This is a genomic window from Paenibacillus sp. FSL F4-0100 (genome assembly GCF_037993005.1).
Classification (GTDB): domain Bacteria; phylum Bacillota; class Bacilli; order Paenibacillales; family Paenibacillaceae; genus Paenibacillus_AQ.
Genome location: NZ_CP150303.1, coordinates 3,880,705 through 3,906,630 on the forward strand (window position 1 = coordinate 3,880,705; position 25,926 = coordinate 3,906,630).

At 44.1% G+C, this 25,926-nt stretch carries 18 protein-coding genes and 1 other annotated feature; all 18 genes read right to left on the reverse strand.

What is annotated here, in order from left to right; translation table 11 throughout:
* Window positions 1-104: 104 nt before the first annotated feature.
* The gene (locus MHH48_RS17545; RefSeq protein WP_076323527.1) at window positions 105-833 is read right to left on the reverse strand and encodes a stalk domain-containing protein; all 729 of its coding nucleotides are present in this window, start codon (window positions 831-833) and stop codon (window positions 105-107) included.
* 362 nt (window positions 834-1,195) lie between these two features.
* Entirely contained in the window at window positions 1,196-1,435 is a 240-nt protein-coding gene (locus MHH48_RS17550; protein WP_340386312.1) for a hypothetical protein, read from the reverse strand.
* Between the two features lie 226 nt (window positions 1,436-1,661).
* Window positions 1,662-1,919, reverse strand: coding sequence for a hypothetical protein (locus MHH48_RS17555; protein ID WP_256720604.1), 258 nt, complete (start codon window positions 1,917-1,919; stop codon window positions 1,662-1,664).
* 154 nt (window positions 1,920-2,073) lie between these two features.
* Window positions 2,074-2,700, reverse strand: coding sequence for a type 1 glutamine amidotransferase family protein (locus MHH48_RS17560; RefSeq protein WP_076323529.1), 627 nt, complete (start codon window positions 2,698-2,700; stop codon window positions 2,074-2,076).
* Window positions 2,701-2,810: 110 nt separating this feature from the next.
* On the reverse strand, window positions 2,811-3,773 hold the full coding sequence (locus MHH48_RS17565) for a YafY family protein (protein ID WP_076323627.1): 963 nt from the start codon (window positions 3,771-3,773) through the stop codon (window positions 2,811-2,813).
* Between the two features lie 302 nt (window positions 3,774-4,075).
* Entirely contained in the window at window positions 4,076-4,537 is a 462-nt protein-coding gene (locus MHH48_RS17570) for a hypothetical protein (protein ID WP_076323530.1), read from the reverse strand.
* 478 nt (window positions 4,538-5,015) lie between these two features.
* Window positions 5,016-6,896 (reverse strand): alanine--tRNA ligase, encoded by a 1,881-nt coding sequence (locus tag MHH48_RS17575; RefSeq protein ID WP_076323531.1) that lies wholly within the window; start codon window positions 6,894-6,896, stop codon window positions 5,016-5,018.
* Between the two features lie 121 nt (window positions 6,897-7,017).
* Window positions 7,018-7,261 (reverse strand) — a binding site (T-box leader).
* A 46-nt stretch (window positions 7,262-7,307) separates the two neighbouring features.
* Window positions 7,308-7,556, reverse strand: a complete 249-nt coding sequence (locus tag MHH48_RS17580; protein ID WP_076323532.1) for a hypothetical protein — start codon at window positions 7,554-7,556, stop codon at window positions 7,308-7,310.
* Window positions 7,556-7,879 carry a hypothetical protein gene (locus tag MHH48_RS17585; RefSeq protein ID WP_076323533.1) on the reverse strand — a complete coding sequence of 108 codons (324 nt, stop codon included), beginning with the start codon at window positions 7,877-7,879 and terminating at the stop codon, window positions 7,556-7,558. Before MHH48_RS17585 ends, MHH48_RS17580 begins: the two co-directional genes overlap by 1 nt.
* A 248-nt stretch (window positions 7,880-8,127) precedes the next feature.
* The gene (locus tag MHH48_RS17590; RefSeq protein ID WP_076323534.1) at window positions 8,128-8,790 is read right to left on the reverse strand and encodes a YdcF family protein; all 663 of its coding nucleotides are present in this window, start codon (window positions 8,788-8,790) and stop codon (window positions 8,128-8,130) included.
* A 713-nt stretch (window positions 8,791-9,503) separates the two neighbouring features.
* A complete protein-coding gene (locus tag MHH48_RS17595) occupies window positions 9,504-11,243 on the reverse strand; it encodes an ATP-binding cassette domain-containing protein (protein WP_076323535.1) in 1,740 nt (579 codons plus the stop codon).
* Window positions 11,244-12,024: 781 nt separating this feature from the next.
* Window positions 12,025-12,900 carry an aldose 1-epimerase family protein gene (locus MHH48_RS17600; RefSeq protein ID WP_076323537.1) on the reverse strand — a complete coding sequence of 292 codons (876 nt, stop codon included), beginning with the start codon at window positions 12,898-12,900 and terminating at the stop codon, window positions 12,025-12,027.
* 143 nt (window positions 12,901-13,043) lie between these two features.
* The gene (locus tag MHH48_RS17605; protein ID WP_076323538.1) at window positions 13,044-13,547 is read right to left on the reverse strand and encodes a hypothetical protein; all 504 of its coding nucleotides are present in this window, start codon (window positions 13,545-13,547) and stop codon (window positions 13,044-13,046) included.
* 346 nt (window positions 13,548-13,893) lie between these two features.
* Entirely contained in the window at window positions 13,894-14,388 is a 495-nt protein-coding gene (locus tag MHH48_RS17610) for a hypothetical protein (RefSeq protein WP_076323539.1), read from the reverse strand.
* A 1,403-nt stretch (window positions 14,389-15,791) separates the two neighbouring features.
* Window positions 15,792-16,874 carry a nucleotidyltransferase domain-containing protein gene (locus tag MHH48_RS17615; protein ID WP_076323542.1) on the reverse strand — a complete coding sequence of 361 codons (1,083 nt, stop codon included), beginning with the start codon at window positions 16,872-16,874 and terminating at the stop codon, window positions 15,792-15,794.
* A gap of 203 nt (window positions 16,875-17,077) precedes the next feature.
* Entirely contained in the window at window positions 17,078-19,057 is a 1,980-nt protein-coding gene (locus MHH48_RS17620; protein WP_256720605.1) for an S-layer homology domain-containing protein, read from the reverse strand.
* Between the two features lie 32 nt (window positions 19,058-19,089).
* Complete coding sequence (locus MHH48_RS17625) at window positions 19,090-21,231, reverse strand: DUF4855 domain-containing protein (RefSeq protein WP_256720606.1); 2,142 nt, start codon at window positions 21,229-21,231, stop codon at window positions 19,090-19,092.
* Between the two features lie 35 nt (window positions 21,232-21,266).
* Entirely contained in the window at window positions 21,267-25,571 is a 4,305-nt protein-coding gene (locus tag MHH48_RS17630; RefSeq protein ID WP_076323543.1) for an S-layer homology domain-containing protein, read from the reverse strand.
* Window positions 25,572-25,926: the final 355 nt, after the last annotated feature.

Here is a 25,926-nt window from a genome sequence, read left to right on the forward strand (position 1 = left end):
ATCTTATCACGTAATCGAGTAAGTTGTCTATCTTTAAGGCATCACCATCAATGAGTTTAATGCCTATCCACTAATGACCAGGCTAGTGGTTGACCAGGTAATGATTAAGGATAATATATCCTTGTACCATCGAAATAATTAAATGAAGTAATAGTCCAATCATTAACCTTCTTAGTCATCTCAGCTTCAATACTGTAGCTATAGTTATAGTCGCCAACAATCCCATCTGAATGAAAGACCGCTTTAAATTTAGTAAGACTTTTATTCCATTGAATATACTCTGACTCAGGAAGACCTATTTCTACGTTATTTTTATGAAATTGAATCCAGTATTTCTTTTTGGACATCGCATTTTTTGCAAGAGTCAATGCTTGATTATCTGTCAATGGACGAGCATATACCGTAATGTGCTCAGAATTTCCTGTCAAAGTAGATGTATCCCATTTGATATAATCGTTCGGATAGAAGAAGTTACTTAAAGCTTTAAATTGTACATACACCGAGCCATTTTTCAACAATACTCCATTACCAACAGTAGCATTAAAAGTCTTCCCGCCTTTAGTTAGTGAAGCAGTTTTTGTCTTCTGATTCCAAGTTATTTTTACATCAAAATATTTATCAAGTTGTTCATCGTATCTAAATGAATAATTCGTCGCCATACTACGGAGAGGGGCATATAATCTACCCTCAGATAGCAAACCGTTTACTCCGCCATATGCATCATAGTCATCATTTGCGGCATAAGAACTCATTGGACCAATCATTAAAGTGCCACTTAATAATGATATAAAAACAACCCACAAAATTGGTTTTTTCAAAATAATGATTTTCATATTTACTCCTCACTCTTAATTATTCATACTACCAATAAATTTTACATGAATTAGCAATTAATAATACAGGTAAATTTATCTACTAATTTACCCTTTAGTTGAGTAACAGCAATTTATTCATTAGGTCACTACTACTCATCCATGTGCCTAAAAAAGCGATTGTATAGCTCTCTTCTTCGTTCCCCTCGCAGCTGGGCATATATTTGAATAGTCGATGCTTTTCATGTCCTAACATGCCCTAGATGAAATCAAGCGGTGCTCAAAACCAACTTGTTCCACTAACCTGCCCGTTAGCTTAATGAATTGCATGGAAACATAGTTAGATACTTATCTAATCGGTAATCGGCTCATGTTCTTGTCCATTACGGCAATCGGTACAAGTTCTTGTCCTCGACTCGGGACAAGAACTTGTACCGATAAAACAAAAAAGCCGCTAAGTTAGCGACTTTCAATGGGACTATGTTCTTGTCCCCCGACACATACACACCATATAGCTCGTCATCGGGCAAATGCCTCAGCTCGGCTCCCGATGGATCCCCAAGAATAAACTTCCAGTCTTTGTTAAAATTCAATGTGCTTCTACCAAGACTTGTACATTCCATCGATACTAACCTCCTAACTAACCTTATTTTATGGTTATTCAGTATGCAAAACTACCTCACTTAGCAACGATTTCTACATTCTATCAACGAACTTGATTCGATCTGTTCCTATCAGCAATGTAATAACATTGGGACAAAAAAAGACGACATTTCGATTTCCCTCGTGTAATACCAAGAGAATACGACTTGTCGTTTTTATGAAACCGTAGAGGATTGTGATCGAAAGTTACCTGCAATATTTATCTCTTAGAGCCATTATATATTTGACAGATTGCTCGACACCCTTTACTTGATCTTCAATGATCTGCTCCAAAAGATCCTCCGGCGGATTATAATAATCAAGCGGCTTGAAGGCTGACAATTCATATGGAGGCGGTTCGACTTTAAACGCGCCTTCGCCAACGGCGAACACGCCGCCCTCTCCCAGGTCCCCTTTGAAGGAAGTCGCGTAAGGAAAGCACATTTCTACATTAATGCGTGTCAACGTCGATTGCTCAACTGACTCCTGTACAGTACAGTACAGAAACCATCTTCTTCAGAGTGCCTAACCTTTTTTCAATTGTAGGTAAATGTGGCTCCAATAAACTATTTCCTGATAAGCGACACACAGCATCAACATGCCTTGTATTCCTATACTGTCATTGGATTGAATTCATTAACTCGTAGAAATATTTAGGTTCATGAGTTTTATTAAGACGATACCAAGCGTCTAATGTTTTTGGAGAAAATACATCTAGCGCTTTTAAAACATGAACAGAAAATTCTAATGGAGCTACTCCGGATGCGGTGATCAATTTCCCATCGGTGACAGCAGATTCCACTTTGTAATATTCTTCGCCCGTGTAAGAATGGCAAACCATTTTAAGGTAGGCCAAATCATTGCTTGTGTGCCAACGTGAATCTAACAATCCTGCTTGAGCAAGTCCTAAGGTAGCACCGCAAATTGCTCCAACTACTATCCCTTCCTTTAAACACATCTCGGCAATTTTTAATATGGGCACGTGAATAGCTTCTGTCCATGTATTTCCACCAGGTAAAATCAGTGCATCTACGCTTTTAATGCTGCACTCATCCACTTTAATGTCAGGCATTATTTTCAATCCGCCCATTGTAGTTACTGGAGTCTTTTCTATCCCAACGGTGACTATTTTTGCTGGAGCCAGCCCCTGTCTGAAATGTCTTCCAGAGTTCAACTCGGCGGCTAAATAACCTATTTCCCAATCGGACATGGTATCAAACACATAAAGATATACTGTATTATTCATTTTTAAGTGCTCCTCATAAAGTTTATTAGGTAACAGCAACCATTCATCTTTAATGAGTGGTTATCATTATAATAAAACAACTTCACTGACAACTGCTGTCAGTGAAGTTGTTAAACTTGATAATATTCCATTAACTCTGAAGCAACCGCCACAAGTTTATTCTTTAGATTCTGTGGCTCTATAACTTGAATGGATTTCCCATAGGGAAGAATTATATACGGAACATGTGTATACAGTGATTCTTCCTCAAGTAAAAAAATTGCTTGCGTTGATGTCCGCTCCTGCAAATGATGCTCCAAAAACCAATGTATGCATAAATCATCCAACGCCTCTGCCCTGCCACCAATAATTAAAGAAATTAATCCGGATTTACCTACTACATCTGGTAACAGATTTTTCATAAAAAAAGTACGCGCTGAAAAATCATTGGGACGCCTAAATGAGAATGGCGTGCGTGTGATGTTCAAAATTCGTTCTACCCGAAAGCTGCGGATCTCATTCCGCAGGTGGCAAAATGCAATTGTGTACCACTTATTGTTCCAATTAACCACGCCATAGGGGTCTATTACCCTATTTGGGGACTGCTCTTCATGACTGTTACGATAAGAAATTTCTACAGACCATTCATTTGCTACAGCGTGCTCCAATTCCTGCAATACCGGCTGAACAGCGGGGTATCCCCTGCGGTTTATTACTTCAAATCCGGCTAAATGATGGCTTAGTATACTTTCCTGCTCCTGATTCGAATACATTTTCAACTTGGATGTTGCATTCTCTAATGCCTCACTCAAAGGATATCCGGCTTCTTTTGCAAATAGGGCAGCATGAAGCAGTGTCTTTTTTTCATCAATACTAAATAGCAGAGGAGATTTGATAAAATTGTGCAGCAAACTATACCCGCCATTGTGCCCTGTGTCGGATATGATAGGGACGCCACTGGCACATAGTGCATCAATATACCGATAAACTGTTCTTATATTTATCTCTAACTTTTCCGATATTTGCTTTGCAGTCAATTTCTCTCCCGAATTCAACATCCATAGAATTGTTAGCATATTATCATTTTTTGGCATAACATAACCCTCACCTTTGATTTTAAAATGTCTTATATTAAGTCCATTATACATTTCATATAACAAGGAGCGCAGCATATTTAAGCACGCTCCCCCATTCCATCAATATGACTGATTTCACATGTGCCGCATGCTTAAGCCCTTCTTTGGGCATTTAGCATCGCCGCATCCACCTTCAACTCAATCCTCTGCTTTACCACTATCGATGGTACGGTTCACCGTAATGAATCTAAATACAAAGCTTAGAGTCACTCTTTTTCTTTGTATTATTGCACTATCGTTTCCCGTTAGCGTAACGAATTTTAGTCTCGAACAAATTCAGCAGATACAATGGTTTTGTTCCAATCTACAAGTATTCTGTATGAGCCGGGCTCCAATTTCGAAAATTTCTTTATATCTGTATAGTCCTGACCAGGCTCCAAATCTATGTAGTCTTTTATTGGAACCCCACCTTCGTCTACTACTTTGTTGTCTTTTAACAACTTATATCTTGCTCCGCCAATAACAGTCACCATTTTTTCGCTTTGATTTTTGAAAGTATAAGTTATTTTAGTATCGGAACCTTTGTTTTCTACCTTAACGGAACCGACTAAATCAGATTGATTTGTATTGCTGTTTGAATCTGATGGTTCATTTGTAGAAGTATTCGTGGCCGATGGTTGAGTCTGTATTGGTTCTGACTCAGTATTTGCCTTTGTACAGCCTGCAAAAAACATGCACACTACTAAAGCTAACATTATAATGAAGCTATTCATTTTCTTCATTAATATCACCTCCTCATTATAATCAGATGAACACTTTCTTGAATAGGTTGCTACTTAGTCACCATCCAGGTAAACTGCCCGTTAGCTTATCTAATCGGTAATCGGACTATGTTCTTGTCCTTTACGGTAATCGGTACAAGTTCTTGTCCTTGGCTCGGGACAAGAACTTGTACCGATAAAACAAAAAAGCCGCTAAAATAGCGACTTTCTTTGGGACCATGTTCTTGTCCCTCGACAATTTTCATTTAGTGTCATACACCATATAGCTCGATTTTCGTTCTGTTTTTTTTATCCCCTTTCTTGCAGTAAAAAAGCAATTCGGATTTAATCCGAATTGCTTTTTCTTTGAATACTGTGCTCCGGTACCGCCAACAAAGGCCAAGCGATGTCAAACCCTCTTCGAATGCCGGATTTATCATTCATCCTGGATTCCCGGCAACTCATAACGTTGTTACAAATGGCAATCCTAAAACATCAGCTATTGTTCCGCGTTCTGGAAATATTTATTAATTACTCCTTTAATCCTTCTAACTCCAGCAGCAGAAGATTGTTCTTTTTTAATACTGAACTTTCCTAAGTTTGTTGTATCTTCTACATGAGGTCCTCCACATACTTCTCGACTCCAAACTTTCCCTTCGTTATCTTTGATTGTATACACCTTAACGATATCCGGATATTTATCCCAAAAATTCCCTTCAACATTATTTTCTTTCGCTTCAATTTTAGGTATCTCTGAAATATAGGTAACTGCTTTTGATGAAATCGCATCATTCACATACTTTTCCACCTCAGCTATTTGCTCTGGCGTAAGTTTTTCATCATGGTTGAAGTCAAACCGTAATCGTTCTGAAGTAATATTACTTCCTTGTTGATGAACATGATCACCTAAAACTTCCCTTAAACCAGCAAGTAATAAATGAGATACCGTGTGCAGCGCTGTTGTTTCTGTTGAATGTTCAGCTAATCCACCTTTAAATTTACCCGCAGAAGCAGTTCTGCTCTTTTCAGCATGTTTCTTTGCCGCCTCTATATAAGACGCCTTGTCCTCCATGCTATATCCACTTTCAGTTAGAAACTCTTCCGTCAACTCCAAGGGAAACCCATATGTTTCGTAAAAATAAAAGGCATCTGCACCTGTAACTTTACCCTTATTCTTAAGATGTTTTTGTATTTCAAATTCTCCTTGCTGTAAAGTTCTATAGAAAAGATTTTCTTCCTTATTTACTATTTCGATAACTTTCTTTTTATTACCGATCAAATCTTCATAAGCTGTTGCTTCATCTATATAAACTTCAGACAGCTCACCCACAAAACTTCCTTGTATACCTATTTTTTTACCTGCACGAATCGCCCTTCTTAATAACCTTCTTGTTATATACCCTGCATCACTATTAGCTGGCTCCGCACCATCATTAATTAGAAAAGTAGCCGCTCTCACATGATCAAGTATGATTCTTAACGACTTTAAATCGTCAGTATATTGTTTACCACTTAACTCCATCAATTTTTTCTTGGGATTAAGGAAGAAAGCCGTATTATAAATATCCTTGTCACCATTAAGGGCTGTTGCAACCCTTTCTAATCCGCCTCCATAATCAATATTGGGATTTTGTATTTTTACAAATCCTGTGTCTTCTTTTTTGTAACACATAAATACGTTGTTCCCAATTTCTAAAAACCTCTCGCTTACAGAAGCAGGATGATCCAGTGAATCACCGCCTGGTTCAAGATCATAGAACATTTCACTATCAGGCCCACCCGGTTCACCAACAGGCATATCTAATGGACTTCCGGCTCTACTCCACCAATTTTCTTTTTCATCGTATAAGAATATTTTCCCACCTCTAGATGTCCCATATTTATATGGATCATCCTCAATAATAGGTTCTATACCAACTGATTTGAATTTTTCTGACCAGATTTGAATGGCTTCCGTATCTTTCTGTATATTCAAATCATCACTTCCTATAAAAGCACTGATATACAGCCTGCCAGGATCAATTCCTAATTCGATAATATGCCAATTCCAAATGGCATCGATTTGCTTTTTCTTATAGTTATTTTCATTTGCTTTAAACTCCCATCGACCTATCATTTCAAAAAATGTCAGATGCGACGTATCTCCTACTTCATCAATATCCACTGTCCTTAAACACTTCTGAATATTAGTTATCTCATTACCTATCGGATTTTTTTCCCCCAATAAATAGGGAACCATAGGTTGCATTCCACTTCCCGTAAACAACGTTGAGGGATCATTTTCTGGTAACAAGCTAGAAGAGGGCACTTGGCTAGCCCCTATTCCTTTCATAAAATCAATATATGATTTTCTTAACTCATCTGGTGTCATTTTCAGCATGCTCAATACCTCCATTTTAATTATTATTTATTCTTGGAAAATCCAAAAGTCTTTATTCTGCGAATATTCAAACGAAAAGAAATAAAACAAAAAAAGCCCTGAGCTGACATATTTCTTGTCAACTTAGGGCGAACTATTATGTCCGTGTTACCACCTAATTTCAGATTTCTCTGCACTCTATCAATACGGGATATCTCCGATATTGTTTCCTGAATAACGGTGGAACTCCGTTGAAGCCTACTAAGATTCCTCTGTTCGGTTCACAGCTCCGAGACTGCTTCACTATTAGATCAATGAAGATTCGCACCAACCATCTTCTCTCTGCGAGATCCCTAATACCTACTATTTCTCATCATAGCCTTTTCATTTTAAATTAAATCGATTCTAACACACTCAACTTGTTCTGTCAATTTATTCCACTTTTTTTTTATAAGGTATAAGGTCGGACAAACATATAAGCGCTAATGCAAAATGGTTTGCCCACGGATGACCTGCACATTGCCGAACAAAATTTTTGATATTTTTCTCCTCAACTTTATCCCAGTAGTAATCTCCGTTTGGATCAGACAAAAGTAACAGTTCCTCCGATACTTTACCGCTAAGAAGGGTTCCCCAGGTTTTGTCTTGGATTTCCTCTTGTAATTGCACTGCTGTAGACACTACGGTTCCATCCCTTCAAAAAATTGATTTAACCAGTCTTGTTTCTCCTCGGAGCTCTTAAGCTCAAAAGCCGTAAGTATTTCAGGTGATTTGATCACTGAGCGCTTCTTAGCTGATTTGAAGTACTCTTTCTCGCGTTGCATGTAGCTTTCCTGAAGCTTCTCATGCAAATCTCGGAATTTCTGTTCATCGTAATAATGCTCATACACGCTTAATGTCTCTGGGTCTCGCCATTTCATATATTCAATAAGCTGCTTCTTCTTGTCTTCGATTTGGGCAGCTGTTTCAGATTGCTCATAAATGCCGCGCAACAAGGAGGTCACAAACCAGTGCCTTGCTTTATGTGGATTTAGTTTTATCCCGGCATTTTTGGTGATAGTAGACCATTTGAATAAAAAGCTGAGTATGTGTATGGAGTAGAAACATAGACTCGTCAACAAAACTTAGAAATTAATATTATATAGTATTTTGTACATATGTCTTGAGTTACACAAATTGTACACCTAAGTGTTGAAATCATGTTGGTCAGGCCTACGTCGGACAAGTCTACTACCGCTGTCAGATGAATATATCAATCATCCATAGTATAAGTTAGTCCCTCCACTTTCTTATTTAAGCGAAGTATGTCTCCACGGTCACCGTAAAAACAGATTCTCAAATACTCTCCAAACACTCTTGAGCGACCTATTGAACTATGCATCCAGTTTTCTCTGTTTATCGTTTGGCCATTATAACTTAAAACAAAGCCATATGAAAAATAATTAATTTTTGGGGGCGAATGCTTCGCTAATGTACGATATTGCCTGCCCGCACCATGAGATTTGCATACAATTAGAAGTGACTCAATAGCATTGAAGTTAAATACTTCTTTAGCGAATAATACATTCTCTAAAGTGTTCCTTGAGCGATCTTCATACATGATTACATTTAAAGAAATACCTGCCTCAGTTAGTTTTTTAACAATGACATGTGCTTCGGGTACAGTTTTATCGACCCAGTTCTCATGCTTAATTCCTGTAGGGCTGACTCCTCCTGTGACAATAATCATTTTTCCCAAGCTTCTATTATAAGCGTCAATCGTGGCTTCCCAATGCCCTGGATGAGTACCTCCGAAAACAAAAATAGCATCGCAAGGTGATATTTCCTTAGATAAGAAAACGATATCAGTTAACTCGTTTATCTGAACTTCCGTTAATTCAGGAACCACAGGATCTTTAGGAATTTGAGGTTGCATTTAACACCCTCCTCAATTCAAATAATTATTCTAATATATGCGTCGTACCTAATTAAGTACTGACAATTTGCATATACCTGCCCAGCGCCCGATAGCTGAGAAAGACAGTTGCCTACATATGTCTTTATTATGTTTATCTCCTCTATCCTGCCCGTAAGATTTTATGAAATAGCTGTAGAATTTTAATTAGATATGTATCTAATCGGTAATCGGAATATGTTCTTGTCCTTTACGGCAATCGGTACAAGTTCTTGTCCTTGACTCGGGACAAGAACTTGTACCGATAAAACAAAAAAGCCGCTAAATTAGCGACTTTCTATGGGACCATGTTCTTGTCGCCCGACATTATGTTTATTTTGATTTCTGTTCTGTCGTGTCCTCCTTCATGTATAGATCTCTCCCCCTCCCCAAAAAAACCTTACCAGGTGGAATCTCTGAAAAAACTTGCCGTTACCTGTGACACGGTTCACCATAACGGTCATAACGGCGAAATTTTTGTTTACAATGAAATAAAATAAAAGCACCCCAGGCAAGAGCTATCAAGAAATCAATGCAGTAAAAAGACACTGATATTCTATTCATCAGTGTCTTTTTTGTTGATACTTTTCCACCAATATCATGTTTCATCGTTGAACTCAGACTAATTCACATTAGCCCTATTCGCTGTAACTGACTTCACTTTCTTGTAATCATTTCAATAAGAGAGTTGTAATTTAAAGCAACTTAATTAGCTCTTCTAGCTCATCAACCAATACTTTTGCAAATTCAAAATTAGTATCTTTTAAAGCCAATTCTATTTTCATTTCAACTGCTTTTTTGTTTTGTTCCGCTTCTAAATAGTCTTTATCAAAGTGACTAGCATAAATCATCTGTTTGAATTTTTTCATAGTCATTTTTCTAATCGTCTTATTGTCAATGATTAATACATAATCCATACCATTTACAACAGAATAGAAATCATGAGATATCATGAGAATTGCACCTTTATAGTCTTCAATGGCTTGTTCCAGTGCAATTTGTGTATATGTGTCTAAATGGCTTGTCGGTTCATCAAGAAGCAATACTTTTGCATTACTAGCAGAAACTTTAGCCAATTGAAGTATGTTTTTTTCTCCACCAGATAGTGATTCAATCTTTTGATTAACGATTTCGCCTTCAAAGCCATAGTTTGAAATATACGATCTAACTTCATCATAAGTTTTAAACCCAGCATCGATGAATTCTTCTAGTATTCTATTAGAATCCTTTAGCATTTCGCCTTGATTCTGAGATAAATAAGCCACTTTAACATCATCATTTATTTCAATGGAATCATGATTATTGTTAAAGATATCTCGGAGTAAAGTCGTTTTCCCTGTACCGTTTGGACCAATAATGGCTACTTTATCCGTAGATTTTATCTCAAAGCTCACATTCTCTAAAAGCAGTTCATCAAAGGCAACACTATAATTATTGACTTTTACAACAATGCTGTCTTCAATTTCATTCTCAATACCGAAACTGATATTCGGTTGCTTAATATCAACAAATGGTGCCTTAATTCTACGCGCTTCCAATCTCTCTTGAAATCTAACTCTAGCTTTTAACGCTCTACCTCTAGATGCTTCTGAATTAATAGTTGCGATAGCTCTAAGATTATCAATAATGTTATCGTATCTCTCAATTTCTTCAGCTTCAGCGACTGCGATTTCTTGCAACTCAATTTTTGTCTGAAGTAATGAGAAATTATACTCAATATATCGCCCATCAAACTCTTGGATCTCCGTGTTTTCAAGGTGAATAATTTTGTTGAAACAATGATTCAATAGATATCGATTGTGCGTAACAACTAGCAGTATGCCTTTGTGAGTATTAATAAGTTTTTTAAGCGCATTTAGGTTCTCAAAATCTAAAAATACATCCGGCTCGTCCATGATCATTAAGTCTGGACTATTAAGCATTTCCTTCATTACTTGAATAAGTTTGAATTCCCCGCCGCTCAGGTCGGATACCCTAACATCTTTTAGCTTCAAGAGGTTTGCTAGATTTAATTTCTTATTAATGTTACTCTCAAAATTATCTCCGCCCATTGCATCAAATGCGTCTAAAGCGAATTGATACTTTTCGAGTAACGGCTCAATATCCGATGATGTTTCCATTTCATTACAAATAGTTGTTATTTCAGTTTGTAGCTTAATAAATTCTTCTCCGATATATTCAAAAACAGTTGTTTCTTTAGTTCTGTCTAGTTGGGAGAACTGACTTACATACCCAATTTTGCAGGTTGGATCTATCTCTAACTTGCCTTCGAACAAATATCTTTCTGGATCCATCAGTATATCGATCAGTGTACTTTTACCACTGCCACTTGTTCCAATAAAAGCGCAATGCTGTGCCTCTTCTAACGTAAATGAAATGTCTTTATATAGTTCTTTTTGTGGAAATGAGAAGGATAAGTTTTCAACTTTTATCATAGTAGTGCCTTTCTTTGTAACTAAAATGGTGACTATTATTAAATGTACTTTCGAACACAGACTTTTAGAGTAACACTCTTTACTACCAAGTACAATTCATTTTTACCCCTTACCCTCACTTCGATATTCTAATACTTACTTTAGAATGGTGGCTTGTTGGACGATTTTCAGAATCAACCATTGCTTACTATAATGAAGATCCATCAAAAACGACGTTTACAGAGGATGACTGGACCAATGAAGACAGGGAAGGCTTGTTCGACCACAATATGGTTTCAAAATCGATGGAAGAAGAAGCAGCCTGGACGTTTATCCAATCCCATGAAAATACATCAAACAAAATCATGACAATAATCCACCCTACGCATATTATGGGACCAAGCTTTGTGCCTTGGCACAATGATATGATTTATGCCATGCTTCGCGACGATAGAGCTATGGCAGATTCGCAACTATATTGGGTTGATGTGCGCGACGCAGTGGCAATGAACATTGCGTTGATGAAATCTATGGGTCGCGGACATAGAATCGACGAACTCCCCAAGTTACTATGTTTTTGTCACCCGACAAATAGGACCATCCTATAAATTGAATAAAATAGAGCTAAAAAAGAAGACATTCTTCCTAAAAATGGGGTTGAATGTCTACTTTTTTGAAGTTTATACATACTCCTTAAGAAAAACGTAAGTTCTTCAGTGCCCTCTCCTATAGATTGAAGCTTTTTGCAATGGTATGGAGCCGAGCTTAACCAGTTGAGAACACTGCAGCTCCCTTCGGATCGTCAGTTGATTTCTATGGTCAGGGAGCTTGTGAAATTCGCCCCCGGCTCCAGGGTGATTATTCCCTCTTTAGCTTGAAGTTCACCTTCAAAGACGTCCATATCCGCTACTCCTTGCCAAGGCTCGATGCATATGAAGGGAGCGTTCAAAGGCTGCCAGATGCCGAGGTCGGGAAAACCCTTATAGGTGACAACTACGCTTTTGGCGGAGTGCTTGCTTCTAAGCGAAATCTGCCGAGAGCTCACATTTCGGAAAATCAATGCGCCTTCGGCGAACATTTCATGGGATAACGGCAGGATGGTCTCTTGTTTCAGAACGGGCTCCGATTTGCCGCTGATCAGCAGGCCGTCCGAATTCAAGAACAACCTTTCAAGGTTTTCCGATTCAGCGAACTCCAGATAGTAATCGCTCAGGCTACCGTTGTCATCAAGCGGACAATTGAACGCCGGGTGGGTCCCGAGCTGGAAGAAGAGATCCTGTTCATCGCTATTTTCCACCCGGTAACTAAGTTCCAGTGTGCTTGCATTCAGTTTATATGTAATATATAGGTTGAATTTAAAAGGATAACTGGCCAGGGTTTTCTTATCATAAGAGAGGCGGTAAACCGCGTGGGTGTCGCTTTCTTGGACCGGCGTAAATTCGCTGCGTCTGGCGAATCCGTGATTGCCGATCTTATAGGCTTTGCCGTCCACCTTAATCTCTCCGTTCCGGGCCGCACCAATAATGGGAAACAGCACCGGAGAACGGCCTGTCCAATACGTGGCGTCACCGCTCCAGATGTATTCAGCTTCCGGATCCAGCTTTCTGAAGCTGATCAGTTCCGCCCCAAGGGTATTAATCTCAGCTTCCGCCGAGCTGCTACGCAAAATTTTATTCATTGTTGTACTCCCCTTTCATACTTATAGTCCAGATACCCATATTATATCAAAATTCTTGAGGGAGTTGAGAAAACGACAGCCAATTCATCAGCTGCCGTTTCTTCGTGCTTATTGAGCTATCGTTCTCCGTTAGTTGAATCCATCTAAACAACTTTTAGGACGAAATAATAAAAAGCATCACCGTGAGACAGGTTCTCTACATGTTCATCCATCCACCATACCCCGTATGAATAGAAATATGTCCCTTTTTGTGTAGGTGCATGAAAGCTATTTTCTTTCACTTCAACTTTTTCAGATATGTCTTCATAGATTTGGTTGACATGGTGTTTGTTCGGTTGCGGCTCATAATTCATCACAAATGTAATAACTTCACCAGGCTGTACAGTAACTGGATTTTCACCTCTTAAAAGCTCAACTGGACCAATTGTATCCACACATCTGCTTTGGTTTTTTGAGTCCCAACAATATGTGCCGAGTTTTGTCTCATACATTTGTTCACCAATCTGAATTTCAGCCTTAGGCGGTTGCTCTTCCTCAAGCACCTTGTCCATTGGCACTAAATCATCACCATTTGGTTGAGCGCTAGAACAACCAACTAAGCCCATGAGAACGAGAGTCATTACAAAAGGCAGTAGAAATTTCTTCAAATTTAACACCCCCAGTTTAAATAACGACGTTTACTGTTCAAACGAAAGAACAGATAGTTATGTTGCGATGAGGAAGTAGTAGGCAATCTTTATGGCGCACCTTTTTCTAAAATCCCGTCTCGTCGTCATTAAACTAAACTGCCAATTAGTTGAACAAAGGCAGCCGATAACAATGACCGGCTGCCTTATTTTCTTTATTCAGCTAATGTTCCCTGTTAGCGGAAGTGAATTCAAAGATAAGTTTCACCCTAGCTACCCCACCATACGTAGTATGTGCCAAGCATCTGTTTGAGTTCATTGATCGTCGCCAGGATGTCTTGCGAAGTTTCGGCAATCGAAACGTCTCCTATAAGCGGCATCCGAGATAGAGTTTGCTCAAAATTGTTTTTTCCGCTGTAACGTTAGGTTTTTCCCGTGTTACGCGGATTCGCCACGATTCCATAAGAAGCCTTTCAGACTCTTCACGTATGCTTCTTCCATCGTTACAAAGCAACTGCTCGATATGCATATCCGTCATGTTAGGCAAGTTAGTTACATCAAGATCACCATTGATTATTAAGCAGCGAACCAGCTTTCGCATCATCGCGTTTATGCCGATATTGGCCGTGGATACTTGCATACGAGCCTCTTCCCATATTAGCTCAGTAACAAGCTTGCCTCCTTCTGGTGTAAACTGAAGGCTACCATTTCTATAATTCATATCGTTTAAAAGTTCACCAGTTGAAATAGGCAAATAACCACCAATATAAGCACTCCGAACCCAAGAGTCCAAATGATCAGCATGGACTGTGCCTTCCTTATTCCTTAAAATGCTGCGTCGTGAACCATCAATATAGTCCATGACTTCGACGGCGTCGATATTCGCCTGGGAAAGAATGTTAACGATCTCATCTGAAAATACGGCCTCTCGCGTCCATTTGTGATGATACCCCCTCTAGGGAATCTAACGTTTGACTGAAAGGTGGATGCCCGATGTCATGCAGCAGCGCCGCTACCCGCAGCACACGGTTGTCCGGTTCAAAATGAGCTGTAAGTGCAAATACCCCTAGGGTATGCTGCAAGCGACTGAATGTATGGTGGGAGTTGATGAAAAACGCACCGCCATGCCGAACTAAGTGAAGCCGCCGCAACATTATGCTTCTCAATAGCGCTTATTCTTCATCGAGTAGTTGAATTGGTAGCCGCCATAGAGGCTCATAGACTTCGTCTAGAGCACCGTCAAGTCTTAACCGATAGTCCATTTTATTAAATCCCCCTACTATTTCTGGTTTTTGTCATACAAACAAACGGCTGCACTTACAACCCACATCTCAAGAATCCTCCTTTCAGGAAGGTGGATTCAGTGTCTTCTTTTAGTACTTTTATGGAGGCTACTCTATAATGTAGTAACATTTGAGTCAAAATCCTACAATGTGGCCACTTTTGTGCATTTTTTGATGACACAAATTATTCTACATAAAAATAAAAAAGCCTGATATGTCAAGCTTTTCGCAAATAATAAATGTAGACACTTTTGTGTCATTAGACACTTCTTATATGATGTGCCACATTATATAATGTCGGCCCTGCACAAGGCAGCCGATCATTATGACCGGCTGCCTTAATAATTCAATGGGCCAACTAAAGATAATACCCCTCGTCTCCATGGACTTTTAGATAGTCTCCCATTGCCTTCAGATCAAAACGTATCTGTAGCGGTCCTTCATCATTCCATGCACCGATATGAATGTGCGGGTGTCTTGCGTATCCGTTGTTTCCAACTCTTGCAATAACATCGCCAGCCTTTACCTTATCACCTTCGCAAACAATTATATCCATTACGTGCGCGTAGTAAACTCGAACCCCATCTGGACGCAGAAATGTAATCGAACTCGCTCTAGTATCCTCCCTTCCCTCCATGCTCCATCATGTGTCGCTTAAAGTCAGCAATATCTTTCTGCGTGGCTTGACCGGCATCCTGCAGATCCGGATCAGTCCGAAGCATCCACTTCCTAAACGTGCTCCAAGTTGCCTTGTAACTGTTAATCGTGGAAGTGGTTCTTTTCACTCCCAACGTTTTTGATTTAATATCAATTCGGCCTTCTGATATCTTGCCCGAGATTGTACCCAACGCGGGTTCTGTTCTAAAACTCGTATTAGACCGTATAGAAACTAATTCTACACGGCCCTTCAAAAATCCTATTTTATTGGATAGATTGTCAACAGTCACGTTTCCGCGGACTTATTACGAACCGGGATATAAGATCAATGATTGATATAATGGGCATATAATTGCTCGAAGGTTGTAAAATGTTCGACTTCTCTGCCGACCTTACCATATTCGTCTACATATTCATCCATCATTTCAAGGAACTTCTCTTTCATTACTGGTAAATCACTTGCTTCAAAGTACTGCATGAGATCAAATTTCTTGGTTCCTTTCTCCGCAGCCATTTCATCAAGATATCCTTGTGCTCCAAAGGCCGAAAGAAAGGCATAGGAGGCATCGTTCGTTTTAACACTGTTCAAGATTTTATTGCGGTAGTTGCACCACAATTCTTCGTAAGTCCCCCTCAGATTATCAAAAGTCGGAGCGGGTTTAACAATGAAGTTATCACACATCTTGCTATGTAACCTCGTAACGCTGTTCAACATATTAAAAGAAGCAATTCGGATCTCTTCAATGGTATGAGCTTCGATGACTGACATGTATAAGGATTCGAGATCATCTGGAACATAGCGATACGAGCGTATTTCTTCTAAATATCGCTTGATTCCTCGTTTGATGCACGTGTTGTTCATGTTGACCAAGGCATTGACCAGATTGTACAGAACGCCGGCAGATGCATGTCTCACTGAACCGATATTATCACCCAGCATCGTATCGCTGTATGCTTGCTTAGCCAGATCGATCCATTTTTTTGCTCGATTAAGACACGCTTCTCCTATCGGCTCCGCAAGCGCGTCAAGAGCTTTTTGCATAAAGTCGTTCAATTTCTCCAAATCCTCAGGCTTTGCATAATAGAGAATTTTAAGCTCGGTTAGGCTTGATACGTTGGGACTCTCTAAGATGGATTGTGCGTGTATTCTTGTATCCCATGGTGTGCAATAGATGTCATAGCCAACGTCATCTAAGATGAAGCAATCGGATATTCCCCATCCCCTTTCTGTATTATTTATGATAATTAAATCAAGATCGCTCTTCTCGTGAAAGTCCCCGGTGCTAAACGAACCAGTAAGCCCAATAATTGCGATATCGTCTCGAAAATCTCTTCTTGCGCGTTCGATCACCATGTTGATCAGCAGTTCATTTTTGTCCAGCAGCTTCTTCTTTATGATTTCGTTCATTCATTACACCCCTTTATATGAGCCGGCCGTCCTTCATTACAACAACCTTTAACTAGAGTCTATCGATTTAGAGGTGCGGTTGCTATGTATAAGTTGATTTAATTCATCTTTGCACAAAATCCGCTAAGCCGTCGATCTGACGATTTAGCGGATTTCATTAGTTCTTTTTATAAATAATTTTAAATCAATTGTTCCCGCGTCTACTACTGCAGCTGCCCCTCGATTAATTGAAGAACGCGATACAAGAACGTCGCCGCTTCAGCCCTGCTGGTCGTACTCTTCGGCTTCATATAGCCGTTAGAGCCCGTAACCAGCCCATACTCGAACATCGTTGCCACGCTGTCCGCAGCATATGGCGCAATCTGGCTCGCATCACGGAAGCCCTCAAGTGTTGAACCGGATGCGGACGGCTTTATTGCCCCCGTCGTATGCAGCGCTCGGGTCAGCATAACCATAGCATCCTGGCGGCTGATTGAATCACGAGGAGCGAAGTTAACTTCGTTCACTCCCGAAGCGATTCCCAATTGCTTGGCGATGGACACCGCATCGTAGTAATAATCATTCGGCTTCACATCGGCGAACGTCGAGGCGATTTCGGCATGCAGGTCAAGCATGTTCGCGAGCATCAAGATAAAATCAGCTCGCGTTACCTGATTTGCGGGGCTGAAAGTGCCCTTATCGATCGAGGTGCCTTTGACGATGCCTCTTTCGGCCAGCTTATCGATCGCCTCGCGCGCCCATTCATGCTTGCCAAGGTCGGTGAATGCAGCCGGACTCTTGCCGCCGACAGCATAGACGCCGGCATGGTCGATGGAGAATCGCACCATAGCCTTATCTTTGTCATAAGACGCGCCATTAATTGCCGCAGCGCTGTCTCCCGTCAGTTCGAAAGCTTGCAGATCAACAGCTTGCTCTCCCGCTTGAAGCGAATACGGAATCGCAATCGAGATCGGTGACTTCGCATTTTTCCAAGACAGAGCTTCACCGTCCAGTTGCAATGCAACTTCCACGATTGGCCTGTTGCCGAACCGCCCGGCCGCTTCGTTACTACGATACTCGCCTGCATAATCGCTTACGATTACGAGCAACTTTCCAGCATTCTCCTTGACTCCTGCCAGCATGTCACCAGTCAAAACAAGCTGAGCGTACGGCGTGGAGACATGCAGAATCAGATTAGACTGGTTCGTCAGTTTAGCCGCAGGAAGCTCCAAAGCATAGCTCCCAGCCGCATTCGACGACTTCAATTCAACATGAACATGTTTATTACCTTTGCTGTCGGCCACTGCCCTCTGAATGGCGGCATTCAGATCCGACGCCCCGACCGCAGCGGCAGCCTGCTGGCCGTTCATCGTCGGGACAAGCACGGCTTTGACTGAACCGTCCGCTTGCAACGTATACGGATCTTGCGCCTGACCGCCTCCACCGCTGCCTCCACCGTTGCCATCACCGCCGCTTCCATTGCCTCCACCACTCGTAGGCGGCTTGCGGTATTCGAAGGTTACAAGCTCGGTGGTCGTCATGTCATCCGTTTCAAGCTCGACCGTATACTTCCCTTGCTCTTCTCCGGTCAACGTAAAGGCGATGCGGAAGCTTCCGTCATCCTCAGTGCCCGTCTGACCGGTATATTGAATGTTGCCTTTTGGGTCAAGCACTTTCACATACAAATGTTCTTTCTTGCCGTTCATGACCAGACCGTCAATCGTGACTTTCTTCGTGGAAGCTTCCACAGCGGCTTGTATGCCGTCCAACGTCTTTAGCTCTTGCTGCGGGGCAAGATCGTATACGCCGAATTCATAGAAGGAATAACCGTAAAACGTTGCCCGATTCAATCCCTCAAACTTGATGTATCTTGCCGTCGTTGCCGGGAATACCAGGGTGTTCTTGCCATCGGCAGCTTTAACCACGCCATTGTTGCCGACTTTCAAGGGCTCCCACGTCTGCTTATCATCCGAGACGCTCAGACGGTATTGGTCCGCGCGCGCATATTCCCAATCGATGCGGATCGTATCGAAGGTTTGCTGGCTGTCCAAATCAACCTGGAACCAAGCCGTATCGCGCACTTCGCTCGCCCAACGCGTGGCCGGTGCGCCGTCCAACGCCTTCGCAGGCTCCAGACCTGCGGCCTCCGTCGAGGATGCCTCCGCTTCTTTATCTTGTGCGATGCTGCCAGCCTCGTAATACACTCCTTCCTTCAGCGCCGTATAAGCACCTTCCGTTACAACTCAAGGCCTTTAGCTTCTTCCAGCTTCGCATTGAATGCCAGCAAATAGTCCCTGGCTTGCTCAGGATCGCTCTCTTGCGTACGCTCCATCATGATCAAGGCGTTGCGCATAGCGCGTACCGTATCGGCATTGCTAAGCTGCTTGTTGTCCACGTACTTATCAACAAGAGCCAATAGGCCTTCAGCGCCCAAACGAGCTTCTATTACGAATTTAACCATCTTGGATTTGGCAGCCGCCACCGTCAGTTCCAGCACATGCTTACCCGGCTTACCCGTCAGATCTACAACGGTTCCTTCCGTATAAGGCTTGCCGTCATACTTGGCCGTAACTTTAACAACCCCGCTCCCGTCATCTCCGGGAATGGTCCAGGTTAAGGCGGCCTGTGTCGTATCAGGCACGATCGTATGCTCCGAGATTGGCTGCCCGTTCATGAGCGCTACAACATCAGGCGGAGCAGCGTCTTGCTTCTGATAAGTGCCTTTAGAGAATTGGTATAGCCAATCGTAAAGCACGCGGGTAGCAGGGTCTGTGCTTTTCGCCGCGTTGTATACAGCGTTGTTGCCTTGATAGTAAGCTTTATATCCATGCTGCATCAGACCGGTATCCACGCCGCTGTTCAAGTACTCGATGAACCGCTCGCGGAAGACGGCGTCGTTGATCATCCGGTCGTCGAATTCCAACTCCAGTGACATGCCGTACCGCTTCGCCATATCCGCTGTATCCTCCAGACGCGAAGGGTCCAGTTTCTCGAAGAAATAGTTCGGCTGCAGAGATACGGCATCAATGCCGACATCCTTCCACATGAATGCCTTATAGGCCATAAAATGAGGAATCCAGAACAGCTTCAGGCCTGCGTTATGAACGATGTCGCTCGCTCTCTTGACCATCTCCGGCCCGGTCGCATGCGTGCTGATTTGTTCCTCCAGCCAATACATGCCGACGAGCTCCAGGTTCGAGTAGCCCGCAGCCGTCCATCTGGCTTGCACTTCATTGACCCACCACTGAATCGCTTTGGCCCTGTTATCCAGCGATGCGGCATCGCCGACCGCACCTACATCGAAGTTCAGATCCTCGCCGTCAATGCTGCCGAAGTCGGACTGATACTCGCCCGGTTCTGGAATCATCAGAACAACCTTCGTTTTATGGTCGGGCTCGCCAAGCTTCACGCCTGCCTCGACCGTCGCCTCGTTCAACGCGCTCATATCGCCGCCAGCGTTAAACGTTTTATCCAAATACCATTCCCATTCCTGTTTTCTGGCTTTGCCGGCCGCTTCTGTCGCTCCGAAGCCTCTGCCGTTATCCGATGTCAAGCCCAGATATAGCACGCCGTCGAACAGCCAATCGACAGGCTCTCCCTGCTCGTTCACATAACTGATATTAGGGATAGCCCGTTCCTTTGTCCAATTTCCCGTGCCGTCCGCGTAGTGTCCGTTATACAGCAAGCCCAGGTTTTGAATCCCGCCAGTAGCATCTCCAGTCTGCAGGAGGGCGTAAGGCTCAGGCTGTACCGGCTGCGCTCCGGCGATCAAGCCATCCGCACCGGTAATCGTCACCTCGTCAATCATGCTCCATGCCCTCGGATGCATGGAGAACACTACTTTCACATACCGAGCGTATACGAGTCCTTCGGTATAATCACCACGCTTGACAGCTCCAGTTTCAGGGCTGCCGTCCCATGCAAATGTCTCGATATTTGTCTGGTCGCCCCATAACAACTGAGTTGCATTATGAGACAATACACCCCAGCTCACCCCATCGTCCGACGCGTAGAACGAAACGGTGAGCGGCACAAGCGTTTCGTTGTTCGGCCAATCGTGCAGGAAACTCGCGCTCACCTCCTGAACCGTCTTTTGCTCGCCTAGATCAAACACAACCGAACGGGATTTCTTGTTGCGGTGGCCCACCCAGTTGCCGCTGTCACGCGAGGGGTCGGCGGCATTGCCGTCCGTCAGCTTCGTCCCGTCATCCGGGAAAGCGCCCTCCGGCTGTTCCGACCATGTGTACGTTTTCCCTTGGGCCAGATTATAAAAGCCGGCGCTTTCTCTGCCCGCCTCCTCCGCATTCACAGACGATATTAACGATAACAGCATGACTGGGACAAGCAGCAAAGCAGTCAAACTTCGTCTAGTTTTCACCTAATCTCACGCTCTCTTTCTATGCATAATTAGTTCTACTCCTGTTCCTTCAACTCCGCAAGCGCATCAAGCATATTCAGAATAACGGTCACTGCTTCAGCTCTCGTCGCCGAAGCGGCCGGCGCGAACCGGTTGTCCCCGCGACCGTTCATCACTCCCGCCTCCTGGGCTGCTGCCACATACGGCTTCGCCCAAGCCGGGATTTGATCCGCGTCCGTGTAAGAGAGCTCATGCCCTTCCGCAGTCTTCAGACCCAAGCCGCGAACAATCATTGCTGCCAGTTCTGCTCGACTAATCGAAACCTTCGGTCGGAATGTCCCATCCGCATAGCCGCTGATCAGGCCGGATGCCAAGGCTTGTGCAATATAAGGCTTCGCCCAGGTTTGAATCGAACCTGCGTCCGCGAAGTCCAGCGAACTGTTCGCACCTTGCAGCTTCAACGCTTTGACCAGCATGACGACGAATTCGTCTCTGCTGACCGTCTTATTCGGCTTGAACGTCTTGTCGGTGTAGCCCGCTACGAATCCAAGCTCAACCGCCCGTTTGATGGACGCTTCTGCCCAATGGCTCGCAATATCGTTCAGCCGAACCGTTGTCGATCCGCCGGACTCCCCGCCGTTGCCGCTGCCGTTCTCATTGCCATTGCCTGGATCTTCACCTCCCGGATTCGAACCGCCGTTACGGCCTTCTTCCGGATCAGGAGTTACTGGAGTCGGAACCCATCCTCCGCCGCCGGAGCCAGGCAGCGCTTTGATTTTGATCTTGAACGTTTTCTCCGCGGATGCAGCTCCCTTGCTGATCGTCGCGGTCAGTACGACCTCCATGTCGCCTGACCCGCTTGACGGACGTTTCAACAACTGTCCATTCGCATTCAGGTAGTCGGGTTTTGAGCTGCTCCAGACGATGCGCGTACCGAGCTGCCCTTTCTGCGGGAGGTAAAGGTTGGATGCGATACTTCCGTTTACATTAAGCTCGATCAGACCCATTACGTCTTCGATCGTTAGACGATCACGCGCAACGCTCAGCCCTGCATACGCCTGTTCGGCCTCAGGACGAGATAGCTGGGCGGTTTGAATAGCCGCAGTCGCTTGCCCAATCGCTTGCTGAAGCTGTGCCCAGCCCTCAGGAGAGTAATTGTCCTCCACAAGCTTGTCGGCCTCGATAGCCGTCAACAGGTCGATAATCGGCCGTAGATTGCCAAGTTTATATTCCTCGCCATACACTTCAAATTCCTCAAAGGAATAGCCGAACATAGTAGCTCTGGACACGCCTTCGAACTTCACGTATCTGGCTGGCGTGCTCTGGAAGGTAGTCACGACTCGACCCGGCTTTCCGTTAATCTCCCCGTTGTTGTCTTTCACAACGTTCATCCAGTTCTCCTTGTCCTCGGACACAAGAATGCGGTACTTCGAACCATAAGCCGTTTGCCACAAAATAGATACAGCATCAATGTTCTTCACTTCACCTAGATCCACCATGAACCAGGTATCGTCCACCCAATCGCTGGACCATCTGGTATCCCCTCTGCCGTCCACCGCTTTATCCGCCGTGTAGGACGAGGATTCCGGTTGCGAGGATTCAGCTTGCTTATGCAAAGCCAGATTTCCATGCAGGTCCAAGTAGGTGTTCCTTACGATGAGTTCGTCAATCAAGCCTTTAAAAGCATTCGTTTCGCTGCCGATTTTGGCTACCGGCAGAACGAATGTTTCCAGCTTGGAGCCGTCTTTGAGAGTAGCCGTATATTCACTGCCGTTAATGAAGATGGAGGTCCCCGTGTCGTCGCCGATCATAATGACGTGGGTCCAGCGATCGGTCGGCAGCTTATAATTGAATTCGCTGACGTAATTTTCTTTTGTGATGGCGATTTTGCCGCTGCCCCCAATGTTGTATTTCAGCTGTCCGTCCGGAGATTCCAGCAGCACAACTCCTTGCGGGTTGTCAGCGTCCGGTTTGATCCACATGGACATCGTCCAGCCGAAACCAAGCGTGCGAAGCGGCGTTTCCACGTAGCTGGCCCCGCCGTTTAGCCTCACGGCTTGACCGAAGATTCCCTTCTCTGTGCCTGCGTTCACCGCGTTGCCGTCAAAGCCGTTCCCCGAACGGTCCGCGAAGCCTTCGTCGAAGGTATAATCCAGCACGAGATGCCGCTCATTGTCGATTTGAAGCTTGTGTGACTGATGAACACCCGGCGGGTCCACGTACCTTGCGGCATCCGCCTGGAAGCTTGCGAAGTTCCGATCGATGCGGTTGCCTCTCCACAGCTTTTCCGTCAGCACTTGCATGGAAGGCAAGATCCGCTGATGCGAGTCCGCCATGGATACGCCTTTCTCTACGGACACATCGTTCCAGAGCGCGAACATGCCGCCTTTGACCTGCGGATGCGCATAAGGAAGCTTCGTCTCCAGCCAATCGTTAGGCTCCCACTCGTTGTAAATAAAATCGTAATTCAAATAGCTGCGGTACAGCTGCGGAACGATGTAGAGCAAATTCGTATTGGTATTGATAATATCGTAGCCGAGCTCCACGGCCTGCTGAGCGCTTCCGTACGGCTCATACCAGATGTCCATCGTCGCATTGTTGATGACCGGCGTCGTGCCGTCGTATGCGGACAGACTGCCCCATAGACGGGCGCGTTTGCCTTTGCTGTTAATGTGGTTAAGGAGCATATCCGCGTACCTGCGGAACGCCTCCTTGTCGTCGCCGAAATATTCATCCGTGCCGACGTGCACATCCGGGCCGACGAAGGTCGGATTGCTGCCGTCGAGATACTCGTCAAAGAGTGCTTTAATGAAGTCGAGCGTCTCTGGACGATTGATATCCAGCTGATTGTTGCTGCCCAATTGAGAATCGTAGGCGATGAACGCGCCGGAGTGGCCCGGCGTATCAATTTCCGGCACGACGTTTACGCCGTATTCCATCCCAAGCAGCTGCAGGTCTCTGAATTGCTGCTTCGTATAATAGCCGTCCTTGCTCGTCACTCCCGGAAATTTCTCGCTCTCCAGACGGAAGTAACCGACATCGCCCACATCATCGTTCAGGTGAATCTGGAACCGGTTCATCTTATAGTAGGACATCAGCTTGACATAGTCCTGCAAAAACTCGATCGTATAAAACTTGCGGCCCACATCGAGCATAAAGCCCCGATCTGGGTATTTCGGATAATCGCGCGATTGCCCCTTAGGCATCGCCTTATGATCGGCAGCGTGGCCGAGCAGCTGCAAGATCGTTCTCGTGCCGAACATGACTCCCGTCTGCTCGGACGCAGCAACAGAAGCATACTCGCCGATATTCAGCTCATATCCCTCTTTCCCCAATCCCGCTTGCGCGACATCCAGCATCAAATAGATATCTCCCTCTTGAGGAGAACCAACCTCAACTGTCAGTGACAACTTCGTTAAATCCAATAAGTCCTGCTGCAAAATGTCAGCCGTTCCCCGCAGAGCCGCTTCATCATCTGCACGAATGACGATTTTGGATTTGTCCGACAAGCGGAACTCGCCGGTTGCGCCCAGCCACTCACGCAAAGAAGGAATGACGCGCGGCTCCTGGTTCCGATCGCTCGTCTGCTCGTAGAGACCGGGTACGGTGACTAGCGCATTATCCGTTAAGAGATATGTCGGATCGCTGTCGCTCTGGATTTGCAGCAGCAGCTGAACCTGAGTATCGACAAGCGGCGCATGAAAATTGCCCTGCACGTCGATCACCGGCAAGCTGTCCGTGTTCACCAGCGTCAGCGTGTAACCTTCCGGTACAGCGGGCAGATTCAGCAGGGTATCCCCTTCGGAGACGACGATGCTGTTTTTCACCGCGTCCATTATTGGCTGCAGTTGCGGTCTGCCTTTGTATACCTCGAATTCCCAGAAGGAGTATCCGTAATAAACGCCCTCAATAGGACGTCGTGTCTCCCCTTGAAACTTGACGTATTGCGCCACTGTCGGCTCGAAATCGATCGTATCTTCACCCGGCCCGGACGCGACGAGCACGCGGTTGTCCGCGAATACGTTCCGCCAGGATACCGCATCGTCGGATACGAGAATTTGATATTGCTCCGCCGGAGTCTGCCAGTTGATGATTACTCTTCCGATTTCTACAGGCTCGCCCAGATCAACGTAAAACCACTGATCGTCCGTTCTTTCCGAAGACCAGCGGCTTGCATTTTCGGTGCCCCCATCGACCGCTTTCTCAGGTCCGAAAAAATCCACTTCGTTCGACGACGAATAAGCCGTCTTCCCTAGAGCCATATTCCCTGTTGCGGCATTGGACATCTCCGAAGGGGTGGTCACCGTTATGAAAGCGCTAACAAAAATAACTAAAAAAATAACCCTCTGCCGTAAACCCACGAATATCCCTCCCATTGTAATTTGAATTACCACAAGCAACCCGCATGACCTTCCATGCTATTTGCTGCGGCAACTTCATTATAAGTAGAGGGCAATGAAGCATCGATATACATGTGTTTACATTCCATATACAAATGTGGACATTTGGCCTTCTACGGTGAATCAAGGCTAAGCATGCCAGCATTTCGATCATATCTGGTGTCACTATCAAGGCGCTTTCCACTAAACTCGGACACAGTACTATTCGAGTCTCGTTAGATAGAAGTGGCTTTTCTTCATGTTATGGAATATCGAATCCTTCTATTGGTTCCGTCAGTTTGAAAAATTTCTTTATATAATTCGGGTTTAAGACGCA